Origin of the sequence: Alteromonas australica, from assembly GCF_000730385.1 — a bacterium.
In the GTDB taxonomy this organism is placed as follows: Bacteria; Pseudomonadota; Gammaproteobacteria; order Enterobacterales; family Alteromonadaceae; genus Alteromonas; species Alteromonas australica.
Window position 1 is genome coordinate 1,498,421 of sequence record NZ_CP008849.1, and the last position, 26,299, is coordinate 1,524,719.

Sequence of the window (26,299 nt, forward strand, 5' to 3'; positions counted from 1 at the left end):
GCCTCATCGAACGTTCATGTGAATACGACAAGTATATAGAGCAGTGAATAGTGGGAAAAATTGAAAGAATGAATCGGTGTGATAGGGAAATGCAAACAGCGGAAAGTGGACTTTCCGCTGTTTGTCAGAAGGGTTTCTATTCTTTTGAGGACGACATGCTAGCGTTATCTGCATTCAAGAGGATAGGCTCGCCGAAGCCCAGTTTTGCTAGCCTGGGAAGCTGTGTTTTAGCATCGCCAACCACTAACCAAATCATCTTGTCAGGGTTTGCGTAAGTGGTCGCTAACTGCTGAATGTCTTCTATAGTTATGTCTTGTACAATATTTTGGCGGGTTTGAACAATATCTGCCTGCCAACCATAGCGGCTCATTTTCTGTAGTAGTGACAACTTCGCATTGGCAGTTTCAAACTGTCTGGCTGCACTTTTCAGGAAGAAACTTTTCGTATTGACTAAATCTTCTTCACTGAAGGTGTCAGGGTAGAGCGTCAAAATGTCTTTTACTAGGGCCGCAGACTCGAAGGTGACGTTGGTGCGTACGCTACTTCCAATGATAAAGGGGCCAGGGATATCCGAACCACTAAACGCCGAGCGAATACCGTAAGTGTAACCTTTACCTTCGCGTAACGACTGGGTCAAACGTGACGCAAAACCACCGCCTCCCAATTTGTAGTTCATTACTGTGGCAGGGTAGAAGTCTTCGTCGGTTTCGGCCATGGCGAGGTAGCCAAAACGCAGCACCGATTGTTTCGCGCCAGGCACATCATAAAAGTACACTTTGGATGTTTCAGGGGTATTAGCGACCTTAAGCTCAGGTAGGCTTACGGCTTTCTTAGGCCAGCCTTCTACCCAACCTTTCATTGTCTCTATCACCGTTTCTGAAGATACTGCGCCCACAACATGGACGTGGGTAAGGTTTGGAGCAATATATTTAGCGTAATAGGCTTTAAGGTCGTCCATGGTAATGTTCGATAACGTGCTTTCATTACCCATTGGGTTCAAAGAGAAGATATGATCTTTACCATAGAGCAAGGCTGCAAATGCGTTATCCGCTATATTGTTAGGGTTAGCTTTTTGTTGGGCTATGGTGCTTAGCGTGCTTTGCTTTGCCAGCGTAAACTCTTTTTCGTCCCATCTAGGGGAAAGCAACATTTCTTTGACGAGTGCAAGCGTAGATTGGTAGTTTTTAGACAAGGTATTGCCGTAAACCACAATAGATTCACGATTGGCTGAAATATCAATACTCGCGCCCAACATAGCCAGTGCGCTTTCTAACTCTTCAGGGGTTTTTGTCGCAGTACCTTTTTCTAGCACCATGGCAAGCAAGTTAGCCACACCGGCGGTTTCCATGCTTTCCGCACTTAAGCCACCGTCAATCTGCAGCGTAAATTCCACCAGTGGCAGTTCGTCATTTTCAATGCCATACAAGGTTAACCCGTTACTTAACTCGGTGTGCCATACTTCAGGAACAGGTGGGGTGGGCGTTTCACCATACGCTGGCTCTATACTGCGGTCAAAACTTGACGGGGTTTTGACATACTCTGTGTCTGCGGGCAGTTCAAAGGTTTCCCCCTCTGCATTTGCAACAATCGCTTCTTCTACCACGTTCGCCGGCGAAGCCCCCTCTAAAGCAAGTTCACCCTGTCCTTTGGGAACAAAGCTAGTAGAGACAAATGCCTTGTCTTTAATATACTGGCGGTAAACACGCATAACGTCGTCTTTGCTCACTGCAAGAAACTTCTTAATTTCTTCGTTCACGTAGCCTGGGTCGTCTGCAAAGATATTATACTGTGCTAAGTGGAAGGCCTTTCCTAACACGCTAGATAAGCGATTGTAAAACGAAGCTTCTATACCGGCTTTGATACGGGCTAAGTCTTCATCACTGATGCCGTTTTCTTCAAATTCAGTGAATGCCTCTTCAATGGCCAGCTTTACGTCATCAAGATCAGTACCTGGATAGGCGCGCGTAATAATGGAAATTTCGCCAGCAATTTCAGAGTTACTGCTGTACATGGAAATATTGGAGGTAAGGGCTTTATCATCTATTAATATTTTGTTTAATGGCGCTACTTTACCCTCAGAAAGATACTGGCTAAGAACATCCAACGCATAGGCGTCATTATGAAAAAGGTCGACGCCTGGCCAAACCATTCGTAATTCAGGCAGTTGCGCGAAGTTGTCCTCGTACATACGAAGCTTGCTGTCGGTAAGCACCGCGGGCTTGTCGACAAGTGGCTTGATTTCCTCACCGCGGGGAATCTCATCAAAATACTTATGTACCCAGGCTTTCGCTTGTTCTGCGTCAAAGTCGCCTGCGATAACTAAGGTCGCATTGTTCGGCACATACCACTTTTTATAAAAGTCTTTCACATCTTGAAGTGTGGCATTTTGTAAGTCTTCTAACGAGCCTATGACTTGCCAGTTATAGGGGTGATCCTCCGGGTACAAGTTTTTATCAACAACATAATTTGCATGGCCATAAGGGCGGTTGTCATAACTTTGGCGTTTTTCATTTTTGACCACTTGCTTTTCTTTCGATAAAACAGCGTCTGTCACGGTATTGATGAAAAAGCCGAGCTTGTCTGCTTCAGCCCAAATCATTTTTTCTAACGCGTCGTTTGGCACGGTTTGGAAGTAGTTGGTACGGTCTCTACTCGTAGAGCCGTTAGCGCCAGAACCGCCAATGCGTGAGCTCATTTTATCTAAGCCACCTTTACCCAAGTTTTCTGATTCTAAAAACAGCAAATGTTCGAATAAATGCGCAAAGCCTGTGCGCCCTTCTATTTCCCGAGCAGAACCAACATGAAACGTGAGCGCCACGGCCGTTACCGGGTCTGATTTGTCTTGGTGCAAAACCACTTCTAACCCGTTATCAAGGGTAATCTTTTCATAATTTAGAACAAATTCTTGTGCGGACTGTTCTGTAGAGTTGTTCGCGGATGGTTGTTCAGGTTTTGTGCAAGCACCGAGTAAGCTTGCGCCTATCAGTAAGGTTGAAAATTTTAATAGCGAAGATGTCGTCATTGTTGTCTTTATTAGATTGTCCCTATTGTTCAATATAACAGCGAGGAATAAAGATGCCTAGTTGCAATGTTGCACTTTGGTCTATAGCCGCATAGAGGTTTGTTACAAAGTGTAAAATAGAGAGGGAAATGCTCACATACACGGGCTGTGGTTATTGCAAAAAGCGCTGTAGCACGGTCATTAAATTTTCTTTTTGGATAGGTTTGCTTATGTGGGCATCCATACCTGCACTAAAACACGCGTCTATGTCTTGTTGCATGGCATTGGCGGTTAACGCCACTATCGGGTGCGTAACGCCCATTTGTTGTCGTAAAACCCGTGTAGCCTCGTAACCATCCATTTCGGGCATTTGAATATCCATCAAAATAATGTCAAACCCCTTGTCGGCGAAGGCATGAATAGCTTGGTTGCCATCTTTTACACGGGTTATTTGTAAGTTGGTTGCCGCTAACATAGCCTGGATAACTTCAACGTTAATATCGTTATCTTCAGCTAATAATACGTGGGTTTTCGAAAATTCGAGAACAGGAGCAGGCTTATCCACAGGTAAAGGTGTGTGTTGATTCGCTGTAAGTAAGGTAAGAGTGAAAGAGAAGCGCGAGCCCTTTCCAATATCACTTTCAACGGCTATTTGTGAATTCATGAGTTGCAACAGTTTGTTGCTTATATTCAGTCCTAGCCCTGAACCGCCATATTTTCTGGCGGTAGAGCTTTCTGCTTGTATAAACGGCTGAAACAGGTTTTCCTTTTGTGTTTCGCTAATGCCTATACCCTGGTCCTTAACCCAAATTTCCAACGTGCAGTCTTGCTCAGTTAACCTAATAACGTGTACGCCAATTTCAATATGGCCCTGGGTTGAAAACTTTATTGCGTTGCTAATTAAATTAGCAAGCACCTGTTTAACGCGTAGTTCATCGTAAATCAGTTGTTTAGGTAACGCTTTGTCAATATTGAAAACAATCGCTAACCCTTTGTTCGCAGCCTGAGCATGAAAAATGTCAGCGAGTTTTTTCAAGCTATGCCGTAGGTTATAGGGGCCGTAATCTAATGCCAATTTGCCCGCTTCAATTTTTGAAAAATCGAGCAAATCGTTAATCAATTGAAGCAGCATCTCAGATGAATTAACAATTTGGTTGGTGAGTTTTTTCGTGTCTTTATCTTGAAGTTTTTCGGTTAAGACCTGACCAAACCCAATGATGGCATTTAACGGGGTACGAATTTCATGGCTTATGTTTGAAATGAATTCGGTTTTTAAGCGATTATGAAGCTCTGCCTTTTCTTTGGCTAATGCGGTGAGTGCATTGCTTTGTTTGGCTTTTTTGAAAAGCACCAATATGGTCGCTAACGTCAGCAGGGTTAATACCACAAAAACAATGAGCCAGCGGGTATAGAGCTTTTGGGTTTGCTGTGCGGCTTCTTTGGCTTCAAGCATCGACAAGTAGGCTTGGTTTTGAGCTTCCAATTGCAGTGCGCGTTCTTTTTGCTGCGCAATTTGGTTAATTAAATCGGCACTTTCCAGTAATTCTAGCTCTTCATACTTTTTGGCTTCAACGTAGTCGTTGTGAAACTGAATGTATTCATAATAAGCCGTTTGAAAATCACCTTCTTTAGCGGTGATTTCAGCGGCTAACTTTTCTAAATCGGCACGCCATGTTGTTTTCTCATCGGTGCGATAATCGTTGTACATAGCCCGAGACATATCAAGGGCTTCTCTGGCTTCTTTTAATCGGTCTACTTTCAATAATGCCTTTGCTTTAAGTCGGTATATCTCGCTGTCGTAAAATGAGGCCGTTAGTGGGTGGGAGGTCACTTTATCTGCCATGGCGAGTGCTTTGTCGATATCGTCAGTTCTAAAGTAGGTAGACGCCATGCCGTACAAAGCGAGGTACTCTGAGTAACTCATGTCTATGTTCTTGTCGTTTTCGATGGTTTTTTCGAAGTAACTAATGGCTTTTTCGTACTGGCCTTGGTTTCTAAAAAGAATGCCAATAACGTACAAATTATCGCTGATCAACACCCAAAAGTGATGCTCTTGCGCAAGTGCCAGCGATTTTTTGTAGTAGTTATAGGCAATGTCATAAGATTGAATAGAATGGTTGTAATCAGCCAGCATATAATAATAAAGCGCGGTAAGTTTTGGCGAGGCAAGTTCTCGACTTAGCTCTTCTAAGGTATTAAGCAACTCCGCGCTGGAGGCAAAAACTTGTGCCTCATTGTAAGTTAAAATGAGATAAGCAAGGGCGTACGCTTTGGTTTCTTTGTCATTAAAATCGGCGTTAATTAATTCCCCAAAGTAGGTATAAGCACTGTCGTATTTGGCATTAATCCCATCTATTCGAGCCAAACCGAGTTTAATTTTCATGCCCGAGGGGGAGTTATCCGCTAGGCTGGAAAGTAAATCATAAATGGGTTTTGAAGGGGTGTGATGTAAACGTAATTTTAATGCGGTATACAGTGCTCCGAGGTGGCGTTTTTCCTCTAGAGAATAATCACTGGCATTTAGCTTTGCCTCGAGGGTTTCGGTAATTTCCCCAATGGGCATTGGGCGCTCATTCGATAATCGAGCCTCAAATTGCGCGAGTTCAGCGTGTACATTGGTTTTATCTGAGGCGTTAGCCTGGATAGGTAGTGCACAAAAATAGAATGATATTGTCAGTGTAAATAGTAAAACCCGATACATAGTCATGCGCTCATGATTCTTATTATATAAAGCGTTAAGTTAACGTTGATGTCTCACTAGGCCATATGAAAAGCTTAATAACACGGGTGTTTCTGTGTTCGTACGCCAGCAATGTTTTTGCTTACGTTTGATTATACGTCTTATATAACGAATAACCTATACACTCATTGCGCTTACCATAGCGCAAAACGTTAACTTAACCTAGAGCGTATTAATGGTTCTTAGCAGAGCGCTGCTCACTTCTGGCTTAAACGCCACAAAATGCTTGTTTAATGAAATCGACGCTAAGCACAATATTTCAGGATCTGCCAAATAATCAGCAGGCGCTTGAATAACCTCAAAATAGTCTGCATTTTCTTGCTTCATATTTTTCACCACCCGGTTAATGTAATTTTGTTTGTCTTCATCACTTAACAGCGCAGGTTTAGGAGAGAAGCTCCCTATTAAATCAGCCATTGCGTCGAGTTCTTGTTCTATAAGCGCCGAAGGTAGGGTGCCTTCGTTTCCATAGTGGTGTTGCAATGGAATGTCGCTGGGAAAGGCAAACGAGGCACAGGCAAGAGGGGAGTGAGTACGTAAGGCTACCATTTGTGCAATGATAGTCTGCCAGTAGTACAACACCGCTTCGTCACTTGCGTGAGCAAGGTAATGATTAATGCGCGTTTGTAGAAGTTGATTAATGGCAACAGACACCCTATTCATTGTGCCGCCTTCTCTCATTACTTGCCTATTAATAGCAATGACTTTTTCGTAAGTCTCAGAGTCAAATTTTTTCATGGCTTTCATGTAGCTGTGGGTAAGCAGCCCTTGCTCTATCGCTTCTTCTGAAATGTTTTCGTCGCTGCCAAAGCCACTAAATCCATACTCTGCACTGTTCACAACTTGGGTAATGATTTTCGCTTTACGTAAGTCGTTATGGTCAGGGATCCATAAATCTTCATTCGGTGTTGCCAACACTTTTTCTAAAAACCATTGGGGTACGCCAGCATTGATATATTGTGTTTTAAGCGAACTGCTAAGGGCTTCGTTGTTGTGGGTAGAAGTGCCACCTATACCAGCAGCGTGAAAGGCCAACTCGCCATTTTCGCCAATGAGGCGGTTCACACCTGCTAAGTAAACTACGGTACAGGCGGATGAACAGCGTTCTTTAACGTAGGTATCAAGTTTTCGTTGTTTAACAATACCCGCAAGCCTTATTGCACCTAGCATACGCCCCCCAATGCTGTGCAAGTGCAGAAGCTTAATATTAGGGTGGGCATCTAATTGTGCTTCAAGTTGCTTTTCACTGCCTACCTCAATGCCCCCGTATAACTCAAGCTCAGTTTCATTATTAAGTAACCTGAAATGAAGTTCTGGGTATTCTTGATGTTGGGTGATGAGGGAATATGACTCTTTGAGAACGGGGATACCCGTTGTCGATATATTGATGATATAACCAATAGTGCTGATGATGATTATGGCTTTGGCTACATTCGCCCACAACATAGAGCCGCCGCGGTATGGATGCCTGTTAGCTGAGCGATAAATGCCCACGGTTTGCCACGTGATTAACGGCAGTATCACGGCGTAAAGTGATAGCATAAATACACCCAAGCTTAACCGGCTGTTTGCGTGTTCTATTCTATTTTCTACCAATGCGCCAAAGGCTAAAATGAAAAGGTTGATAGCAATACCCACCAGCCAATAGCTTATCGGTAACGAAAACTGTCCCTTCCAATATTTGGCAATCCAGTTTGACGCTTGCTTCTCATCTTGATAGGGGGAGGGGGTGATAACGTGTGGTTCAATAGAGGTGTGTAACTGCTGCGAATATGCGCTTTGCTGTCGCTTTTTAATATTGTCTTGAATCCGTTTCTCGCGCTCAGGATAGGCGGCTTTATCTATGTGTGATAGGGCATCGTACAGTTCATCAAGGCTATATTTTTCGTAGTTGGGCTCCATGTTTGGAAAACATCCTTATTTATATACGCTATTTACCGCACGCGAAAACATGAAAAAGGCTCCAACTGGAGCCTTTATAAGAACAACTATTTACCAAGTATAATGCGTAGCATCCGGCGAAGAGGCTCGGCAGCACCCCATAACAGCTGATCGCCAACGGTAAAGGCAGAAATGTATTCCGGGCCCATCGTTAATTTACGAATACGCCCTACGGGAATGGACAAGGTCCCCGTGACTTTCGCTGGCGTTAGCTCTTCCATGGTGGCATTTCTATCGTTAGGTATGACTTTCACCCATTCGTTGTGTTCAGCAAGTAAGGTTTCAATTTCTTCAACCGAAAGGTCTTGCTTTAATTTCAAGGTAATGGCCTGACTATGACAACGCATGGCGCCTACACGCACACAAATACCGTCGATAGGTACGGGGCTCTCAGTTACGCCTAAAATTTTGTTTGCTTCCGCCTGTGCCTTCCATTCCTCACGACTTTGCCCAGAAGGTAACTGGGTATCAATATACGGAATAAGACTGCCGGCTAAAGGAACGCCAAACTGATCGCTTGGGTAGTCGTCGCTGCGAATAAATTCGGCAACTTGCTGGTCTATATCCAATATCGCCGTGGCAGGGTCATCGACTTTATCTTTTACAGCTGAGTGAATGGCACCCATTTGGCTGATGAGTTCACGCATATGCTTAGCACCTGAGCCAGAAGCCGCTTGGTAGGTCATGGGTGACGCCCATTCAACCAAGTCTTTTTCAAATAAGCCACCTAGCGCCATAAGCATAAGTGAAACCGTGCAATTGCCTCCAACAAAAGTGCGCACACCTTGTTCTATGCCATGCTTAATTTCGTTACCGTTAACAGGGTCAAGGACAATAATCGCATCATCAGCCATGCGCAGTGCCGACGCTGCATCAATCCAATAGCCCTTCCAACCAGCATCACGCAGTTTTGCGTAAACGGCTTTAGTGTAGTCACCACCTTGACAGGTAATAATAATATCTTGCTGACTAAGTGCTGCAATATCAAAGGCGTCTTCTAATACACCTGCCTGGGCTCCGGCAATATCAGGTGCAGGTAACCCTTTTTGCGAGGTGGTGAAAAATGTGGGTTCAATGTGGGCAAAATCTTGCTCTTCTTGCATTCGTTGCATTAACACAGAGCCAACCATACCGCGCCAGCCCACTAAACCTACTTTTTGTTGAGACATTAACTTAGAAACCTTCTTTCAACGTAAACCTATGTATGTTGGTGCAAACCTGAGAATCAAAAAAAGCGCACCAACGCTATGCCTGTCGCATTATTTTTATGCATGCAGTCTATAAATAAATTAATACGCTGGCTAGACGCTTTTTATAAATATTCCTTTGAGGATATAAGTGAATGTGAAAGTTGCTTGGATTATAAAGTATTCGTTGAAACTGCTTCTTTAATACGTCTTATTATGTTCCATTTAGTGTGTTGATAAACTGCTGGCATTGGTTCTTTGACAACAAACATGGTTTCTCTTGCCTATGACTTCATCTACAAACACAACAGGGTTCGCTGCATTTAATCGTGGGTTTTCTACTACATTTAATGAAAACGCGATGACATTAGGCTTAGTTGTGCCTATTGAGTCTTATCCGTATGGGCCAGTGCCTACCATGCAAGAGCACATTGAAAGGGTGCAGTTGGCAGAACAACTAGGGTTTAAAGCCGTTTGGTTGCGAGACGTGTTATTTAATGTGCCTTCATTTGGGGATGCAGGGCAGGTATTTGACCCCTTTGTTTATCTCGGTGCGTTGTCCGTTGCCAGTAAAGACATTGCGTTGGGGGTTGCCTCATTAGTCTTGCCCCAGCGCCACGCTGCACAGGTAGCGAAAGCCGCAGCAAGCGTTGATGTGTTAAGTGACGGACGCTTGTTACTAGGCGTTGCCTCTGGCGACAGGCCAGAAGAATATCCTGCAATTAATCGGGGTTTCGACGACAGGGGCGAGCGCTTTCGCGACAGCATTGAATATATTCGTCTGGCGTTAAAAGGGGTCGGACAGATTGAGAATAGCTTTGGTAAACTCGATGGTTCGCTAGATCTTCTACCGAAGCCCACAAAAGGGGGATTTCCCATGTTAATTACCGGTGGGTCTCAGCAAACTCCGAATTGGGGAGCCAAACATCTAGATGGCTTAATTACTTACCCGCGAAGCCCCAAAATTCAAGGGCACGTTATTGAAAGCTTCAGAAGCCGAGTGAGTGAGGTGTGTCGTTACAATAAGCCTGTAATGCAACCTTTGTACATTGACATAGAAGCACAGGATGACGCCCCCATTTCACCTATACATTTAGGTGTGAGATGTGGCGTGAACGCCCTTCTTTCTTATCTTAAATCACTGGAGGCCTGTGGCGTAAATCATGTGGCGTTTAACTTAAGGTTTAATCGAGCAAACGTTGAGGACACACTGGCGAAACTCGCCGAAGTTGTGTTGCCTCATTTTACTATTCACACTGAGTCAGGCCAGGCATTAACCAGTTGCCAAGGAGCAAACGCATGAAAACAATTTTAATCACAGGGGCAACCGATGGTATAGGCCTTGAAACTGCCAAGATGCTTGCACAAAAAGGGCACCATATTCTGTTGCATGGTCGAAGTGCTGACAAGCTACACAAGGTGAAGCAGATGCTAATGGATGAGTATGCTAAGCCCGAACAAGAAGGCCAGCTGGGTTCATTAAATGTGTCAACGCTGTGTGCGGATTTAAGTCGCTTCGCCGACTTGCGGGGACTCGTTAATGAGATAAAAAGTAGTGTGTCGCAGCTAGATGTTATTATCAATAACGCTGGGGTATTTGTCACGTCAAACCCCACCACAGGTGAGGGGTTAGATGTACGTTTCATGGTGAATACGCTGTCTCCTTATGTGCTTTCCACTGAGCTTCTCTCTTTAATGCCTGAAGATGGGCGTGTGATTAATGTATCGTCGGCTGCTCAAGCGCCAGTAGACGTTAACCTTGTGGGCGCACCGCCAAGCTTAAGCGATGGTTTAGCTTATGCCCAAAGTAAGCTAGCCCTTACCATGTTCACCCAATTTTTAGGTGAAAAATACAGTGAAACTGGGCCTAGCTTTATTAGCGTGAACCCTAAATCCTTACTAGGCAGTAAAATGGTAAAAGAAGCGTACGGCATTGCAGGTGGCAACCTTAAAGAGGGCGCTGAAATATTTGTCAAAGCCGCATTGCACGATGATTTTGCCAAGGTAAAAGGCGCTTATTTTGATAATGATGCGGGTCGGTTCGCTGCGCCTCACGTGTTTGGACGAAGCAAAGAAAATCAGGCTGCATTGATATCGAGTCTTCACGCCGTGTTAGATAAACACTACGTGGAAGCCACTTAACACAGAGTGTGATTGTTGTTGCTTATTTGTAGGGAAAAGGGCGTGCACAGGCACGCGTTTTTTCCGAAGGTCCTCTTATCCTGTCTGTTCTTATCGACTAACCTTGATAAAATCTCCGACTGTAAAATTTTCCGTTATATTGTAATTCTGCTATTCATACAATCTTTACACTTGAATAAGTTAATGATTTAAATGGTTTTTTAATGTGGAATTGTCCTTGCTGATATGTTGCAAACATAACATTCATTCATTGCGTTATGTGTGTTCTATTTTTGACCAACAAGGATTTATCATGGCTGAATCATTTAAGTACAATGGAAATAAAGGACAAGGCGGCGAGCTTCATCAAAAGGCGGGAGATGACTACCCTACAATGACGACGGCGCAAGGATGCCCGGTTCACGACGATCAAAATTCATTGAAGGCGGGCACTCGAGGTCCCACAACGATGGAAGATCACGTTATGCGAGAAAAGATCTTTCATTTCGACCATGAAAGAATTCCTGAACGGGTAGTGCATGCCAGAGGTTATGGGGCACATGGCTATTTCGAAACCTACGAGTCACTGTCTGACATTACTTGTGCTGATATTTTCCAAACCAAAGGTAAAAAAACACCGGTATTTACACGATTCTCCACGGTAGCAGGTAACCAAGGTTCACCAGATTTAGCCCGTGACGTGCGAGGCTTTGCGGTAAAATTTTATACGCAAGAAGGTAATTGGGATCTTGTCGGTAATAATATCCCGGTTTTCTTTATTCAAGACGCCATCAAATTTCCCGACCTTATTCATTCAGCCAAACAAGAACCTGACCGCGGCTTCCCGCAGGCACAAACCGCTCACGACAATTTTTGGGATTTCTGCAGCCTAAGCCCAGAGTCAACGCATATGTTGATGTGGGCAATGTCAGACCGCGCTATCCCACGTTCTTTCCGCTTTATGGAAGGATTCGGTGTGCACACCTTTAAGTTAATCAATGCCAAAGGCGAAATGAAGTACGTGAAGTTTCATTGGAAGCCAAAACAAGGTTTACAATCGGTAGTGTGGAATGAGGCACTGAAAATAAACGGTGCAGATCCTGATTTTCACCGCCGAGATTTGTGGAATGCTATTCTTGCAGGTGATTTCCCTGAGTGGGAATTGGGCATGCAGGTATTCGATCAAGAATTTGCAGATAACTTTGAGTTTGATGTGCTTGATGCCACCAAACTGATACCCGAAGAGCAAGTCCCCGTAAAAATCGTGGGTAAAATGGTACTTAACAAGGTGGTAGATAATTTCTTTGCAGAAACGGAGCAAGTGGCATTTTGTACCCAAAATATAGTGCCAGGCATTGATTTTACTAACGACCCATTACTGCAGGGGCGGAATTTTTCTTACCTGGACACCCAACTTAAGCGCTTAGGTAGTACTAACTTTACGCACTTGCCTATTAATGCGCCTAAATGCCCTATGCGACATTTCCAGCAAGATGGTCACATGGCTATGCATAATCCAAAGGGGCGAGCGAATTACGAGCCCAACTCTTGGGCAGGGGATGAAAATAACCCTCGAGCGTGCCCTGAACACGGTTTTAAATCTCATCATGAAGAGGTTATGGGTGAAAAGGTACGTCATCGTTCAGAAACCTTTGCTGATCACTATAGCCAGGCGCGCCAGTTCTACATTAGTCAAACGGAGACGGAGCAAATGCATATGCGTGATGCTTTCGCATTCGAGTTGTCGAAAGTCGAGCATTTGCCTATTCGTGAGCGTATGGTGTCCCACTTGTTAAATGTGGACAAATCACTGGCAGAAGGCGTTGCCGAAGCCCTTGGCTTAGCTGAAATGCCCGAACCTGCTGAAGCAGCGATGTCTACCCGTGACGACCTACCAGCTTCTGATGCGTTAAGTATTTTAAAAAATGCGCCTCAAACCTTTAAAGGCAGAAAATTAGGTATCTTAGTCAGTGACGATTTAGACGGCAGTATTTTGGAAAATGTCACCGCGGCATTAGACAGTGAAGGTGCCATGTATGAAGTTGTGGCGCCGCAAATTGGTGGTGTCACCTGTGATAAAGGTAAGAAGGTTGACGCGCAGCAAAAAGTGGATGGTGGCCCATCGGTACTTTATGACGCCGTCCTTCTGCTCGTCTCTGAAAAGGGTGCCAATATGCTTGCTGAAAAGCCTGAAGCAAAAGATTTCGTTTCGGACGCTTTTGCCCATAACAAGTTCATTGGCTACACCCAGTCGGCGCTGCCATTAATTAAAGCCACAGGGCTTGAGAGTAAAATGGACGATGGCTTTATTAATCTTGAAAACGTCAGCGCTGATGAGTTTGTCGGTTCATTGCGTAATATTCGTTTCTGGCAACGATGAGTCATCCGCCAGTAAACCCTTATTAGCTAGGGTTTACTGCCATCAGTGAGACAAGGAGCGCACTTTTTGTGCGCTCCTTTTAGTATGAGTAGAGCAGCAATCAACTGACGTAATTCAGTATAGAATGCGTAAAGATGTCAGTGACGAAAACTTATTGCTCACCTCATTGGTTAAAAGGCTATACTATTTACTCCTGTTTTAGGTTGTTAATAATCAGAGGGATACATGCAGTACGATTCAGCAACAAAGTTTTCACCCGTGACGCTTCTACTTCATTGGGTGGTTGGGTTAACCATAATAGGTATGCTCGCAACCGGCATTTATATGGCCGAAGAGGGCGTGTATTCGCTATTCCCTATTCATAAAGCAACGGGCTTTATTTTGCTGTTCGTGGCATTAGCACGTGTAGTCTGGCGTATGAAAAATGGTTGGCCTACACCGGCAGGTCAATATGCCAGTTGGGAGCACACTTTGGCGACGGTGGTGCACTGGGTATTGATTGTAAGTACCTTACTTATGCCCATTTCCGGATTAATGGGGTCCGTGCTTGGCGGCCATGGGTTGGACGTATTTGGTTTGGAAATTTTTGCGCCTAATTTTAGTGTCGAAGATCCTGAGAAAACCTTACCCATAAACTACGCGCTGTCTAAGCTAGGTTCGGCTATTCACTTTTATTTAGGTTATACCCTTATTGCAGCGTTAGTGCTGCATATTGCCGGTGCGCTTAAACATCACTTGGTGGACAAAGACGGTACGTTAAAGCGCATGCTAGGTAAGCAAATTTAGCCAGCGTGTGATAAATTTATCCAATGTATGAAAGGGTAAGTAAGGGGTAAAATGGGGCTTCATCCAGTTCTATTGATACCCCTTAATGTCTCCCCACTTCAGTCAAGAAGTGCCTTATCCCAATAAGGTGTGCCTTTAAATCGCTCAATAAGAAAGTCGATAAACAAGCGTACTTTAGGCGCAAGTAGACGATTACTAGGATAGACTGCCCAAAGCGCACTTTGGGAGGCTAAAGGGGTATCTTTTAGCACCTGAATTAATCGCCCATCTTTCAGGTAAGGGTAACTGCACCAGGTGGCGGTTAATGTTAGCCCGTTTCCCGCAATACATGCGTCTCGAACCGCTTCTCCATTGTCCATTCTCAAACGGTTCTTCGGCTTAATGCCTACTACGCCTTGGGGCGTTTTAAATTCCCAGGTTTCAAGCCCCGTTAAATTGACCGCAGCATGATTTTTAAGTTCGTGAATACTGCTAGGCTCGCCGTATTTTTTGATATAATCAGGTGAGGCTGCAATTACCCGTTTATCCTCGGCCAGTTTTCTGGCGTGCAGATTCGAGTCTTTAAGTTCAGCATTTCGAATGGCGACATCAAAACCGCCTTCAACCACATCTAAAATACTGTCGCTAAACCGAAAATCTATATTTAAGTCGGGGTAGCGCGATAAAAACTCGTCCATGGCGGGGACTAAATGCATACGTCCAAAAGATGCCGGCGCGGTCACCCTTAAGGTACCCTGTGGTGTATCTGCCCCCACACCCACCGCCGCCTGCGCAACTTCAATGCTGGTAAGCACCTCTTCCGCGTGGGGCAGGAAGACCTTTCCTTCGTCGGTTAATGAAACCTTGCGGGTGGTTCTATGGATAAGTCGCACGCCCAATGTCTCTTCTAATTTGTTGATATGCGCGCTAGCAACGGCGGGAGAAATATTCAGCTCACGACCCGCCACACTAATGTTGTGGGTGTTAGCAATGCGAGCAAATAACTTGAGATGGTCGATATTCATGTCAATTATCAATAAAACCTATAAACAGAATGTGTTTATACCCTAATTATCATGTGGCTGGCTAGTGTCTATGATAGTACCTGAACTTACTTCAACGAGGCGAACCCTATGAAAGCGACAATTATTGAAGATTTTGGCGGCACAGACGTATTTACATCCGCAGAACTTGAAAAACCGAATGTTAAGCCTGGGCATGTAGTGGTAAAGGTTGCAGCCACTAGTGTTAATACAATAGATATGATGATTCGACAAATGGGCACAGACTTACCTTTTGCACCTGCTTTACCAGGTGTGCTGGGCATGGATTTCGCCGGTGTTATTGACCAAGTTGGAGAAGGCGTAACACGCTTTAAGGTTGGCGATGAAGTATACGGTTGCGCCGGTGGCCTTGGTGACTTGCAGGGCGCGATGGCAGAATACATGCTAGCAGATGCACAGCTTATTGCTCACAAGCCTACGTCTCTTTCTATGCGTGAAGCGGCCGCCATTCCTTTAGTAGGGATTACAGCCTACGAAGGTTTAACCAGAGCACAGGCATCAGAAGGGCAATCAGTGCTGGTGCATGGTGGCGCGGGTGGCGTTGGGCATCTCGCGATTCAAATAGCGCGGTCTTTCGGTGCAAATGTTTATGCCACTGGAGGTTCTGAGGCACAGGCGGCGCTTATTGAAAAATTAGGCGCCACGTATATCGATTACCGAAATGAAGAAGTGTCAGACTACGTACAAGCCCATACACAAGGTAAAGGCTTTGATGTGGTATACGACACCGTGGGTGGGCCGAACTTACAAAACTCTTTTGCTGCCGCAAAGTTAAATGGCCAAGTATCTACCACGGTTTCCTTGCTAGAGACGGACTTATCCCCGGTTCATTTCAGTGGATTAAGTTTGCATGTTATCTTCATGCTTATTCCAATGATTCATAACCATAACCGCAGTGCCCACGGCGAAATACTCACTACACTTGCCCAGATGGCAGATGCAGGGAAATTAGCACCCGTGCTTGATAGTCAAGCATTTTCATTGTCAGAAGCGAGCCAAGCCCACGACCGCCTCGCTAGCGGTCAGGTAATGGGTAAGGTTGTTATTAGCGTACCATAACGGTTTCTTTCCCGTCGCGCAGCCCTTGTTGGCCAACGCGCCCTTCGCCTGCTTACTTAATGGTAAGCAGGCATTTTTGCGTGTGAAGACGATTCTTGCTAATTTTAATACGCGGTCACACGCATGAATCATTTATTTAGGTGCTTAAAGCAAAAGGAAGCTTCATGAGCTTAGCTGAAATTATGTCTACCCGCGTGGTGAGTGTTCACTTAGACGATAGTATTCAATCGCTAAGGGAGCTGTTCGATGCTACGGGGTTTCACCATTTATTAGTGGTGCAAAACAACCGTGTTGAAGGCATTATTTCAGACCGTGATCTGCTTAAAAATATCAGCCCGTTTGTAGATACTATCAGCGAAAAGCAAAGAGATAGAGCTACGTTAGATAGAAGGGCGCATCAAATCATGACGCGTGAAGTCATCACCTTGTCGCCACAGCATAAAATAGTGGATGCGATTCATCTGTTCAACAATCACAAAATATCTTGTATTCCTGTTGTTAATGCCGAAAAGCAGCCAGTAGGAATGGTGTCTTGGCGGGATGTTATGGCATTTATGGAACAGCGGGTGCAGGCGAAAAAAGCCTAACACACCGCGGTTCGTCATTCTTCTTTTAGGCCTTTCGGTAACTTACCTTAAACAATATGCTATATAGCACGGGTACCGCAATTAGCGTGAGTATTGTGGCAAACGTCAGGCCGCCCATGATGGTTACAGCCATATCGGCGAAAAACGCATCGAAGAGTAATGGCGCCATACCCAAAATGGTGGTAACAGCCGCAAGGGAAACCGGCCGCAAACGACTGAGCGTTGCTTCCACAATTGCCTTACGAATTTCTCGCCCTTCTTCAATTTGAAGGTCAATTTCTTCAATGAGTACTATGGCATTTTTAATTAACATGCCGAACAGGCTTAAGAAGCCGAGCAATGACATAAAGCCAAATGGCATATCTGTGGCGAGTAACCCTGCAACCACACCCACAATGGCCATGGGCACCACCAGCCAAATGATGAGTGGTTGACGAGCGTGACCAAACAACAACACAGAAATAATGAACATGACTAAGAAGCCTGCGGGTAATCCTGCGCCCAATGCTTTTTGCGCATCTGAAGAACTTTCAAATTCTCCTCCCCATTCCAGCGAATAGCCGGGTGGTAACTCGATGTCTTCAATAACGGGGCGAATTCGCGCAAAGGCTTTTGCAGCGGTCTCATTGTCGCCGGGTTCAGCTTCCACTGTAATTGTTCTTACTCTGTCTTTACGGTGTATACGTAACTCCTCGGTAATCACTTCTAGCCCGCTAGACACCTGCGCGAAAGGAACATATTGTCGCTGTTGAGACGACCAAACCTGGCTTTCTCTAATGGCTTGTAAATCAGCATCATCAGGTTGAGCCATTTTTGCGACAATGCTGTAGGCATAGTCGCCATCTTGTACGGTACCCAGGGATAAACCGTTACTGGCGTATTGTACTGTTTGGCTGAAGTCAGAGTGTGACACCCCCGCAATCCCTGCGTTGTAATTGTCATAATGGGTGTTAATCGCCACCCCTTTTTCACGCCAATTGTGACGTATGTCTTTAATCGCGCCATCGGCCATCATCAGGCCTTTCGTTTGCTCAGCGAGTTCGCGTAATACTTCGGTATCAGGACCAGAGAAACGCGCTTCTAATTTCGCGCCAGAGCCTGGACCAAACTGCATGCGTTCAAAGTAGAAGTTGGCGTCTAAATCAATATCATTGAGCGCATTTTGTAAATTGGACACAACCCCAGCAACGTTTTCTAACGCATTGACGCGTACCATAAAGAAGCCATAGTTTTCGTTGGCACTTTTGGGAGCATAGGTTAGCGTAAATCTATCTGCACCTTGCCCTATAAACGTGGTTACTGCGGTGACATTCTCTTGGTTGAGCAGCCGTTGCTCTGCCAACTTCGCCTTCGCTTCTGTGGCGCGAATATCTCTATCTTGCGGCCCCCAGTAGTGAACGAAGAAAATAGGAGCATTGGAAGGCGGGAAGAAACCTTGCTTAACCATACCGAAGCTACCATAGGCCACCACGGTAATTAGAGTGAGTACGGCAATGGTTACCCAGCGAAGCCTTAGTGCTTGTGTTAGTACGCCCGTAAACCAGCGTTGCATGGTGGTAGGTTTATCGTCGCCAACCTGTTGCATGCCTTTACGATAGAAGTAGGCGCCTAAAACCGGCACCAGCGTTACGGCTAGCACCCAACTCATTAAGAGTGACACCATGACCACGGCAAACAATGAATAGAGGAATTCACCCGTGGCATCATCAGACAAGCCTATGCCAGAAAACGCGGCGATACCAATAACGGTGGCTCCCAACAATGGCCACTGTGTTCGCTTTACAATAAAGCTTGCTGCCGACTTTGCGGTTCCGCCGGTGGCCATTCGAATCATCATGCCTTCAGCCACTACAATGGCATTGTCCACAAGCATACCCATGGCAATGACCATAGCACCTAGTGAAATCCGCTGTAGCTGAATATTCATTAACCACATGATTAAAATCGTGCCCATAACCGTGACCAGTAGCACCATGCCTACCACTACACCAGAGCGCCAGCCCATAAATAGGCACAGTGTTAGCGTAACCACCACCACCGACATTACGAGGTTACTAATAAATCCATCTACCGATTCATCCACCACAGAGGCTTGATCGTAAATCGGCGTAAGAGTGATACCCACGGGTAGGGTTTTCAAAAGGTGCTCAACCTTGGCATTCACCTGATTTCCAACATCCACAATATTGACGTCGTTTAACGCCGACACCGCTAAAGTGAGCGCGTCTTCTCCGTTGTAACGGATATACACAGGTTGAATATCTGCAGGCTCAAGTTTTAAGGTTGCCACATCGGCCACGCGAATTGAGCGGTTTGTCCCCGGGATCACCAACGATAAATTTGAAATTTCTTCAAGTTTGTCGGGCGCTCGCTCAACGATTAAACGTACATTTTTTTCGTCGACTTTAACTCGACCGCCGTTAAAGGGGCGTAAGTTATCGGCAAAAAGTGAGGTTAAATCAGGAAAGGAAATGCCAAGCCCGGCTAGTTGATAAGGGTCGATATAGGCAACAATTTGTTCAGTTTGTACCCCGGTTACCGTGACCTTTGCGACGCCCTCTGTGGTGAGTAGTTCACGGCGGATAATACGCGCAAACTCACGAAGTTCCCGCGTACTAAAATCTGGCGCGCTGAGCGCGTAATACAGCCCATATACATCGCCAAAATCATCGTACACCACAGGGTCTTGTGCGCCTGTGGGTAGCGCGCTAGAGGCATCTCTCAGTCGCTTGCGTAATTCGTCCCAAATTTGGGGCAGTTCATGACTGTCGAAGTTACTTTCAACCTCAACGGTAATTTCAGATAGGCCGGGAGAAGAAACGGAATTTAGCTTTTTTAATTGCGACATTTGCTGAATAGCAATTTCTAATGGTTCGGTAATCTCCCGCTCCACTTTTTCAGCGCCCGCGCCAGGGTAAGATGTGTATACTTTGACTTGCTTAATGGTAAAAGCAGGGTCTTCAAGCCGACCGATATTCGCCATAGCGATTAAACCGCCAAGCAATAATATGACCACCATAAGCCAAATATTTACTGGCTTATCAATAGAATAACGTGCGATATCCATAAATTACAGCTCTCCCTCGTAAGGTCGAACTTTCATGTTATTTCGCATTTGTGATGCGCCAGCTGCCACCACACTTTGACCTGCCGATAAGTCGCTGCTTATCACCGCCAAGGCATCTTCAATATGGTTTACCGTTACAGGGGTTTTACTGACTGTTCCTGTCTTTTCGTCGTACACCCAAACGCCAAACTGATTTGCTTCATCCTCTACCAAAGATTTTACCGGAACCACCAGGCTGTCGGGATAAGGCGTGCCTTCTAAACTCACTTTCACCACCGCACGAGCCCCTGGGGTCAGCGGGAGATCGTTACGAGGCTCCATGGAAAATACCACTTCGTACGTTTGGGAAACAGGGTCTGGCTGCGTACTGTGTTCTACGTAATTAATGGGGTACCACTGACTTGTGTCGGTGGCTAAGGTGGCACTGGCTTGCTTAATGCCTCTGCCGAGGTTGGCAGTAAGTAACCGTTCTGACACATTGATATTAAAGTAAATTTTTGAAACATCTTGCAGGCGGGCTATCGGCGTGCCGGCAGCAACAAAACTGTTGTTTTCCACCAAGCGCTGAGACACTTTAGCGTCGAAAGGGGCATACAAACGGGTATAACTGAGATCTTGCTCTGCATTTTTAAGATCGATAACCGCCAACTCGTAAGAGGTTTTCGCTGAATCTAATGCGCTTTGCGATACCAAGCTTTGCGAAAACATTTTCTCGATACGATCTAATTCTCGCTTCGATTGTGCTAAACGCGTGCGTTGCTCATCTACGCGGCGCTCAAAAGGTTGTCTGTCGATGGTCGCCAGCAGTTTTCCTTTTTTAATGTCGCTACCTGTCACCAAGTCCATTTGTACAAGGCGTCCAGACACCTCAAAACTTAAATCCACCGTTTTCACTGCTGACACAACGGCGGGGAAGGTAAATTCGTCAAATGCAGGCGCATGGCTCACTTTTGCCAACTTAACGAAGCGTGGCGCTTCTATTTTATCTTCTACTTCTTGCTCGGAAGTGCAGGCGGAAAGTGAAAACACTGTCAGAGTGGCCAGTGCTAAAATATGTCGGTGGCGCAAAAAAGGCATAATAATGGTAATCCGTAGCAGAGGTGAACCAAGTATAGACTAGTTCACACACGAAAACTTTAAAGTAAACTAAGCGGTGCATTTTAGGGTTAATACGTTGAAAAGTAAACTGTGGAGTGTAGAATGAAACTATACTTTTTCTATATTTATGAATTATGACGACCACACGAACGCGTAGCGATAAAAAACGCGAAGCGATTATCTCCGCCGCCAGACAGGCGTTTCAGGAATTCGGTGTAATAGGAACCAGTATGGACAAGCTGGCTGAAATGGCGAGTGTGTCTAAGCGAACGGTTTATAACCATTTCTCAGCCAAAGAAGAATTGGTTATGCACATCGTCAAAGAGCAGTTTCAAAATGCGCTGGTCGATATTGATGTAGCCTACGACACGCAGACTTCGTTACAAAGTCAGCTTGAATCATTAATCATGGAAGAAATTAACTTTGTCAGTGCGGATGAGCATTTAGATCTTGCCCGTGTGGTCGTAGGGCATTTCTTCTACGAGCCCGAAAAGTTGAAAGATGAGGTTGTACATCTACGGGCTCAAGAAACCGCCATGCACAGATGGCTTAAAGCTGCCCACCAAGATAACCGCATGGCCTTCGACGATTTGCAGCAAGTGGTTAATGAATTAGACAGTTTAATCAAAGGGCAGTGTTTTTGGCCTCAAGTGACCAAAATTGAACCAGCACTGAGTGCTCAGGAAAAAGACAAAATAGCCCAAAGTGCCGCCGCGTTAATATTAAGTCGATACGAAATTCGTCAGACCTAACCGAAGATATTGTATGTCAATGCATGAATGAAAAAGGCCAGTACTGAAGTCGCTGGCCTTTTTTGATGGTAGGAATTAAGTCACACCTAGGTGTGACTTAATTTCGCAGTTTTGTCGTGTTAGTGAGCTTCTGCTTCAGAGGGTGGTGCTGCATGCCCTTCTTCATTGCCGGTTCGGCGCGTTATCCGCTTTTTAATCCAAGAAAATGGTTTACCTAAATCCAGTAGGATGAGATACAGGCAGGGAACTAAAATAAGCGTAACCACGGTGGCATAAAGCACGGCAAAGCCTAGCGCTGCGGCCATGGGAATGACGAAGGCAGCCTGTAAGCTGGTTTCGAACATTATAGGCAATACACCAGCAAATGTAGTAATTGAGGTAAGGGTGATAGCCCTAAACCTAGCGCTTCCCGCTTCGGTGACCGCATCTTTTATGCTATAGCCTTGTGCACGACGCTGGTTAACAAAGTCGGTCATCACCAGTGAGTCGTTAATGACCACCCCCGCCGCTGCGATTAAGCCAAATGTCGACATCATGCTTAAATCTAAACCTAGGAAATAGTGCCCCCAAATTGCGCCGGTTAAACTGAAAGGAATCACCGACATAATAATTAACGGTTGGCCGTAGCTTTTTAGCGGAACGGCTAAAAGTATGTACACCATAATCATTGCCGCTAAGAAAAATAGCAATTGCTCATTCTGCTGGGCTTGCTGCTCTTCAATATCACCGCCCAGTTCCGTCATAACAGAAGGAAAGGCTTTTTGCATTTCAGGCAATAAGTTTTCTTTTATTTCTTCGATAATTTCATTGGGTTCAACCACTTCTTCATCAATGTTGCCCCATACATACACACTTCTGTAGCCGGCTTCTCGTCGAATATAACTAATACCCGGTTTTTCGTTAAGCTCTACTACGTCACCTAGCAACACATCTTGGCCACCCGGTGTTTTAATCACGGTGTATTTCAGGTCTGAAAAGCGTTCGCGGGTAAATTCTGGATAGCGAACCATCACTCTCACTTCTTCACCGTTTCGAATCACTCGTTGGGCTTCGCCGCCGTAGAAGCCGGCACCCACTTGCCCCGCGATATCAGACAAACTAAGCCCTAAATCGTAGGCCACAGGCAGTAACGTCATTTGCATTTCTTTACTGGGTGGATCAATGGTTGAGCTAATATCAAAAAGCCCCTCTTGCTGTTGAAGCATCTCAATAAATTTCAAGCCAGCAGCATTCAAGGTATTAATATCAGGGCCGTAAAGCAAATAGCCAAATTCACCGTCATCACCGTTACCGTTAACATCGTCAACCACAGTGAATGATTTCATACCCGGGATTTCAGGTATGGCTTCGCGCCAACGGCGGGCCAATTCAAATGTGTCGATAGGGCGGTCATCTTCATACACTAGGGGGGTAATCACTTCCCCTTCGGTGCGTTGGTTATTAAAGACCAAGCGATCTCGTATCATGCCAGTACCAAACTCATCCACAATTTGCTTATCAATATCAAGAACGGTTTGTTCAACTATTTTAAGTGCATCGATGGTGGCGCTATCCGACACATTTTCGTTCATTTCAATACGGATGCTAGGGAAGTCGTGTGGCACTTTGGGATTGGGTACCATTCTCACGTAGTTGGCATTAATTAGCCCTAAGCTCACCATAAACAAGGCGATGAATATCATCAATACTGCCCAGCGCCATTCAATCGCTTTGGTAAGCGTGCGCTTGTAAGGGCCGTTCACAAAGCCAAAAAAGCCTTTGTTAAACTTGGCGCGCCAGCTTTTGGGGTGAATAGGTTTAAAGTTAGTGTGCGCTAAGTGAGCTGGGAGTATTAGTTTAGACTCAATTAATGAGAAGGCTAAACAGAGTATGACCACCACAGCAATGTTGTAAAAGAAAGCGCCTTCTGGCCCGCTACTTAACGTAAAGGGGGCAAAAACCGCGATGGTGGTTAATACACCGAAGGTGGCAGGCGTTGCCACACGCTTAGCGCCTCGAATGACATTGTCAACGCCACCGCCCTTGCTTTCAATTTCCGAGTAGGCGCTTTCTCCAATAACAATAGCGTCGTCAACCACAATGCCCAGTACCATGATAAAGGCAAACAACGACAGAATATTAATGCTTATTCCAAACACAGGCATAAGCATAACCGCACCTAAAAAGCACACAGGTAAACCTATCATTACCCATAGCGCTAATCTAAAGCGAAGGAAAAGACTCAGCATGAATGCGACTAATATTGAACCTTGTAATAGATTTGACAGCATCATGTCTAAGCGTGCATTTAGGTAGTAAGTCATATCCACTAGAATTTCCAAACTCACGCCTTGTGGAAAGGTTTGGTTTTTCTTTTCGATATAGGCTTTGACCGTTTCGGCCACCGGGATCGTATTTTGCGTTTTGGTGGCTTTAACTGACATCCAAATGGCGTTAACACCGTTGTATTTAAAGTAGCGCTCGCCTTCAGTAAAGCCATCCTTAATATCGGCGACATCACCAAGGGTCACTTTTGCGCCTGCATTGCCGATAATGACGGGAATTGTCGAAAATTCATCGCCACGGTAATATTGGTTCTCGACCCGAACAGAAATAATCCCAGACTCTGTGCGTAATTGCCCAGCCGAGATGTTGGCGGAGTAGTTACTGATAGCACGGCTAACATCTGCAATGGTTAAGTTATATTTGCGTAATGCATCAGGCTTTATTTCAATGGCAATTTCATCGTCTGGTGCAGACATATCTACCAATGACACCGTGCCCAATTGTAATAACTCATCTTCAACTTCTCGAGCGATGGTTTTGAGTTCATCAAGGGGAATGTCGCCGGTTAAGGGCATTTCAATCACATCTTGGCGAAATTCGATTTGCGAAACTTGAACCGGTTCCATGCCCGCTGGGAAGGTAGCAATGCCGTCGATGCGAAGTTTAACTTTATCGAGTACTTCACTTAAATCTTCGTCGGGATCAATTTCCAATGTGACTGCGCCGCTGCCTCTAAACGCGCGGGATACGGTGCGCTTTATTTCAGTGATATCTTTAAGCGACTCTTCTATTTTGATGAAGATACTTTCTTCAATTTCCTGCGGTGAAGCGCCCGGGTATGACGCTTCAACGGTAATATAGTTAATTTCGATGTTAGGAAACATTTGACGCTGTATGGTCATGAAGCTAGCAATACCCATTACAATAATGAATATCATCAATAAGTTAGCAGCGACTGAATTTCGGGCAAACCAAGAGATTATACCGCTATTAGGATCGAAGCGATTTTCCATGAGGAGGCCCTTATTTTTCTACGTGGTGAGAAACAAGTAATTGATCATTACTTGCAATAACCTTAACGGGCATGCCCTCTTGGGGATACTCAGGCAATGACATCACCACACTCTTGGCGTTGAAGTTACCCCGTATAAGGAAGTCGGTGCCATCTTCTCTTATCACTTCGACGGGTTGCGCCACAAGGTTGTTGTCTTCATCAAGGGTCCAAATTTTTCGACTCGTGATCAAGGTTTGTGGAATTCGGTACACATTTTCTAACGCTTTCCCTTTGAACACTACTGTGCCGTAGGAGCCGAATTTAACCACCGTTTTATCGCCGTTTAACGCGTAGGGGTCGTCAATTCGCGCCACAAAGTGCGTCATTCGCGTAGTGCTATCAATAATGCCTGTATCTCTATGAATAGTGGCGGTAATGTGTGTTTTTAACGGGGCGTCTAATTCTAAGGTAGCGGAGCTGCCAATGATGTCGGCACCTACAAACTGGCGATCGAAACCTGCAACAGGGAAAGTTACCTCAGCAAACTCAACATTGTTGATAACGGCAGTTTTCATGCCCTGAGTGACATAATCGCCTTTACTGATGTCACGAGAAACAATCAGAGCATCATAAGGCGCGCGAACTTCACAATTGTCTAAATCTCTGGCGGCAATTTTAAGCTGGGCTTCTGCTGATTTAACAGCCGCTTGTGCACTCATTACCTGGGGCTTTCTTAAATAAAGGTCGGTGACGCGAGCATCGGGCATGGTTTTCGCCTCGAGTCGAGCCACTTCCGCTTGCGCTTCTTCTTGAATAAGCTGTGCTTTGGCGCTGCTTAAATTAGCTTCGGCTAACAAGAGTGCAGCTTCATAGGCGTCTTTTTCTATGGTGAATAGGACGTCGCCCCGTCTGACGATACCGCCGGCTACAAAATTGGGGTTCCAGGACTCGACTTCTCCGGCAACTTGCGCGGCTAGGTTAGTGCTTTCTAATGGACTAACTTCACCATAAGACGATAACGTCACCGCGATGGTCTCTGGTGTTAGCGACAAAACGGTTACAGTTGGACGGGTGTCTATTGGTGCGTCGGCTTCAACATCTGCAGCAGATACTTCTATGCCTTTCATGACAAGATATCCTGCAACCAAAATACCAGCTGGGAGTACGAACTTCATCAATTTCATAATAGTCGACTTAGGTTTAGGGGTTTGTTATAGGGTATAGTCTACGACCTAAATGTTGCGTAAAAATGTGCTAATTGTAACCAAACGTAAGTCA

General features: G+C 45.3%; 16 protein-coding genes. 7 read left to right on the forward strand and 9 right to left on the reverse strand.

Annotated features, from left to right (window positions below; genetic code table 11):
* Positions 1–136 precede the first annotated feature (136 nt).
* The 4 genes from EP13_RS06655 to asd all read right to left on the reverse strand — a co-directional run bounded on the left by EP13_RS06655 (position 137) and on the right by asd (position 8,851).
* The gene (locus EP13_RS06655; protein ID WP_044056622.1) at positions 137–3,022 is read right to left on the reverse strand and encodes a M16 family metallopeptidase; all 2,886 of its coding nucleotides are present in this window, start codon (positions 3,020–3,022) and stop codon (positions 137–139) included.
* Between the two features lie 151 nt (positions 3,023–3,173).
* The gene (locus EP13_RS06660; protein WP_231497934.1) at positions 3,174–5,708 is read right to left on the reverse strand and encodes an ATP-binding protein; all 2,535 of its coding nucleotides are present in this window, start codon (positions 5,706–5,708) and stop codon (positions 3,174–3,176) included.
* A gap of 195 nt (positions 5,709–5,903) precedes the next feature.
* Positions 5,904–7,643 carry a COG3904 family protein gene (locus EP13_RS06665; RefSeq protein WP_044056623.1) on the reverse strand — a complete coding sequence of 580 codons (1,740 nt, stop codon included), beginning with the start codon at positions 7,641–7,643 and terminating at the stop codon, positions 5,904–5,906.
* Between the two features lie 86 nt (positions 7,644–7,729).
* Positions 7,730–8,851: an aspartate-semialdehyde dehydrogenase gene (asd, locus tag EP13_RS06670; protein ID WP_044056624.1), complete on the reverse strand. Its 1,122-nt coding sequence runs from the start codon at positions 8,849–8,851 to the stop codon at positions 7,730–7,732.
* Between the two features lie 304 nt (positions 8,852–9,155).
* Here asd and EP13_RS06675 point away from each other — a divergent pair, with 304 nt between their 5' ends.
* The 4 genes from EP13_RS06675 to EP13_RS06690 all read left to right on the forward strand — a co-directional run bounded on the left by EP13_RS06675 (position 9,156) and on the right by EP13_RS06690 (position 14,156).
* Positions 9,156–10,172, forward strand: a complete 1,017-nt coding sequence (locus EP13_RS06675; protein WP_052364313.1) for an LLM class oxidoreductase — start codon at positions 9,156–9,158, stop codon at positions 10,170–10,172.
* Positions 10,169–11,011 (forward strand): SDR family NAD(P)-dependent oxidoreductase, encoded by an 843-nt coding sequence (locus tag EP13_RS06680; protein ID WP_044056625.1) that lies wholly within the window; start codon positions 10,169–10,171, stop codon positions 11,009–11,011. Before EP13_RS06675 ends, EP13_RS06680 begins: the two co-directional genes overlap by 4 nt.
* A gap of 292 nt (positions 11,012–11,303) precedes the next feature.
* Positions 11,304–13,370 (forward strand): catalase, encoded by a 2,067-nt coding sequence (locus EP13_RS06685; RefSeq protein ID WP_044056626.1) that lies wholly within the window; start codon positions 11,304–11,306, stop codon positions 13,368–13,370.
* 225 nt (positions 13,371–13,595) lie between these two features.
* Positions 13,596–14,156: a cytochrome b gene (locus EP13_RS06690; RefSeq protein ID WP_044056627.1), complete on the forward strand. Its 561-nt coding sequence runs from the start codon at positions 13,596–13,598 to the stop codon at positions 14,154–14,156.
* Positions 14,157–14,254: 98 nt separating this feature from the next.
* Here the strand turns inward: EP13_RS06690 and EP13_RS06695 are convergent, their stop codons facing one another.
* Positions 14,255–15,160, reverse strand: a complete 906-nt coding sequence (locus EP13_RS06695; protein WP_044056628.1) for a LysR family transcriptional regulator — start codon at positions 15,158–15,160, stop codon at positions 14,255–14,257.
* 108 nt (positions 15,161–15,268) lie between these two features.
* Between EP13_RS06695 and EP13_RS06700 the strand changes: the two genes are divergently transcribed.
* Both EP13_RS06700 and EP13_RS06705 read left to right on the forward strand, forming a co-directional pair.
* Complete coding sequence (locus EP13_RS06700; protein WP_044056629.1) at positions 15,269–16,258, forward strand: zinc-dependent alcohol dehydrogenase family protein; 990 nt, start codon at positions 15,269–15,271, stop codon at positions 16,256–16,258.
* Between the two features lie 164 nt (positions 16,259–16,422).
* Positions 16,423–16,845, forward strand: coding sequence for a CBS domain-containing protein (locus EP13_RS06705; protein ID WP_044056630.1), 423 nt, complete (start codon positions 16,423–16,425; stop codon positions 16,843–16,845).
* 25 nt (positions 16,846–16,870) lie between these two features.
* On the opposite strand, the gene EP13_RS06710 is transcribed toward EP13_RS06705, so the two are convergent.
* Together EP13_RS06710 and EP13_RS06715 are read right to left on the reverse strand one after the other, a co-directional pair.
* A complete protein-coding gene (locus EP13_RS06710; protein ID WP_044056631.1) occupies positions 16,871–19,912 on the reverse strand; it encodes an efflux RND transporter permease subunit in 3,042 nt (1,013 codons plus the stop codon).
* 3 nt (positions 19,913–19,915) lie between these two features.
* Positions 19,916–20,989 (reverse strand): efflux RND transporter periplasmic adaptor subunit, encoded by a 1,074-nt coding sequence (locus EP13_RS06715; protein WP_044056632.1) that lies wholly within the window; start codon positions 20,987–20,989, stop codon positions 19,916–19,918.
* A gap of 155 nt (positions 20,990–21,144) precedes the next feature.
* Here EP13_RS06715 and EP13_RS06720 point away from each other — a divergent pair, with 155 nt between their 5' ends.
* Positions 21,145–21,762 (forward strand): TetR/AcrR family transcriptional regulator, encoded by a 618-nt coding sequence (locus EP13_RS06720; RefSeq protein ID WP_231497935.1) that lies wholly within the window; start codon positions 21,145–21,147, stop codon positions 21,760–21,762.
* Between the two features lie 119 nt (positions 21,763–21,881).
* Here the strand turns inward: EP13_RS06720 and EP13_RS06725 are convergent, their stop codons facing one another.
* Complete coding sequence (locus EP13_RS06725) at positions 21,882–25,040, reverse strand: efflux RND transporter permease subunit (protein ID WP_044056634.1); 3,159 nt, start codon at positions 25,038–25,040, stop codon at positions 21,882–21,884.
* Positions 25,041–25,050: 10 nt separating this feature from the next.
* Entirely contained in the window at positions 25,051–26,205 is a 1,155-nt protein-coding gene (locus EP13_RS06730) for an efflux RND transporter periplasmic adaptor subunit (RefSeq protein ID WP_044056635.1), read from the reverse strand.
* Positions 26,206–26,299: the final 94 nt, after the last annotated feature.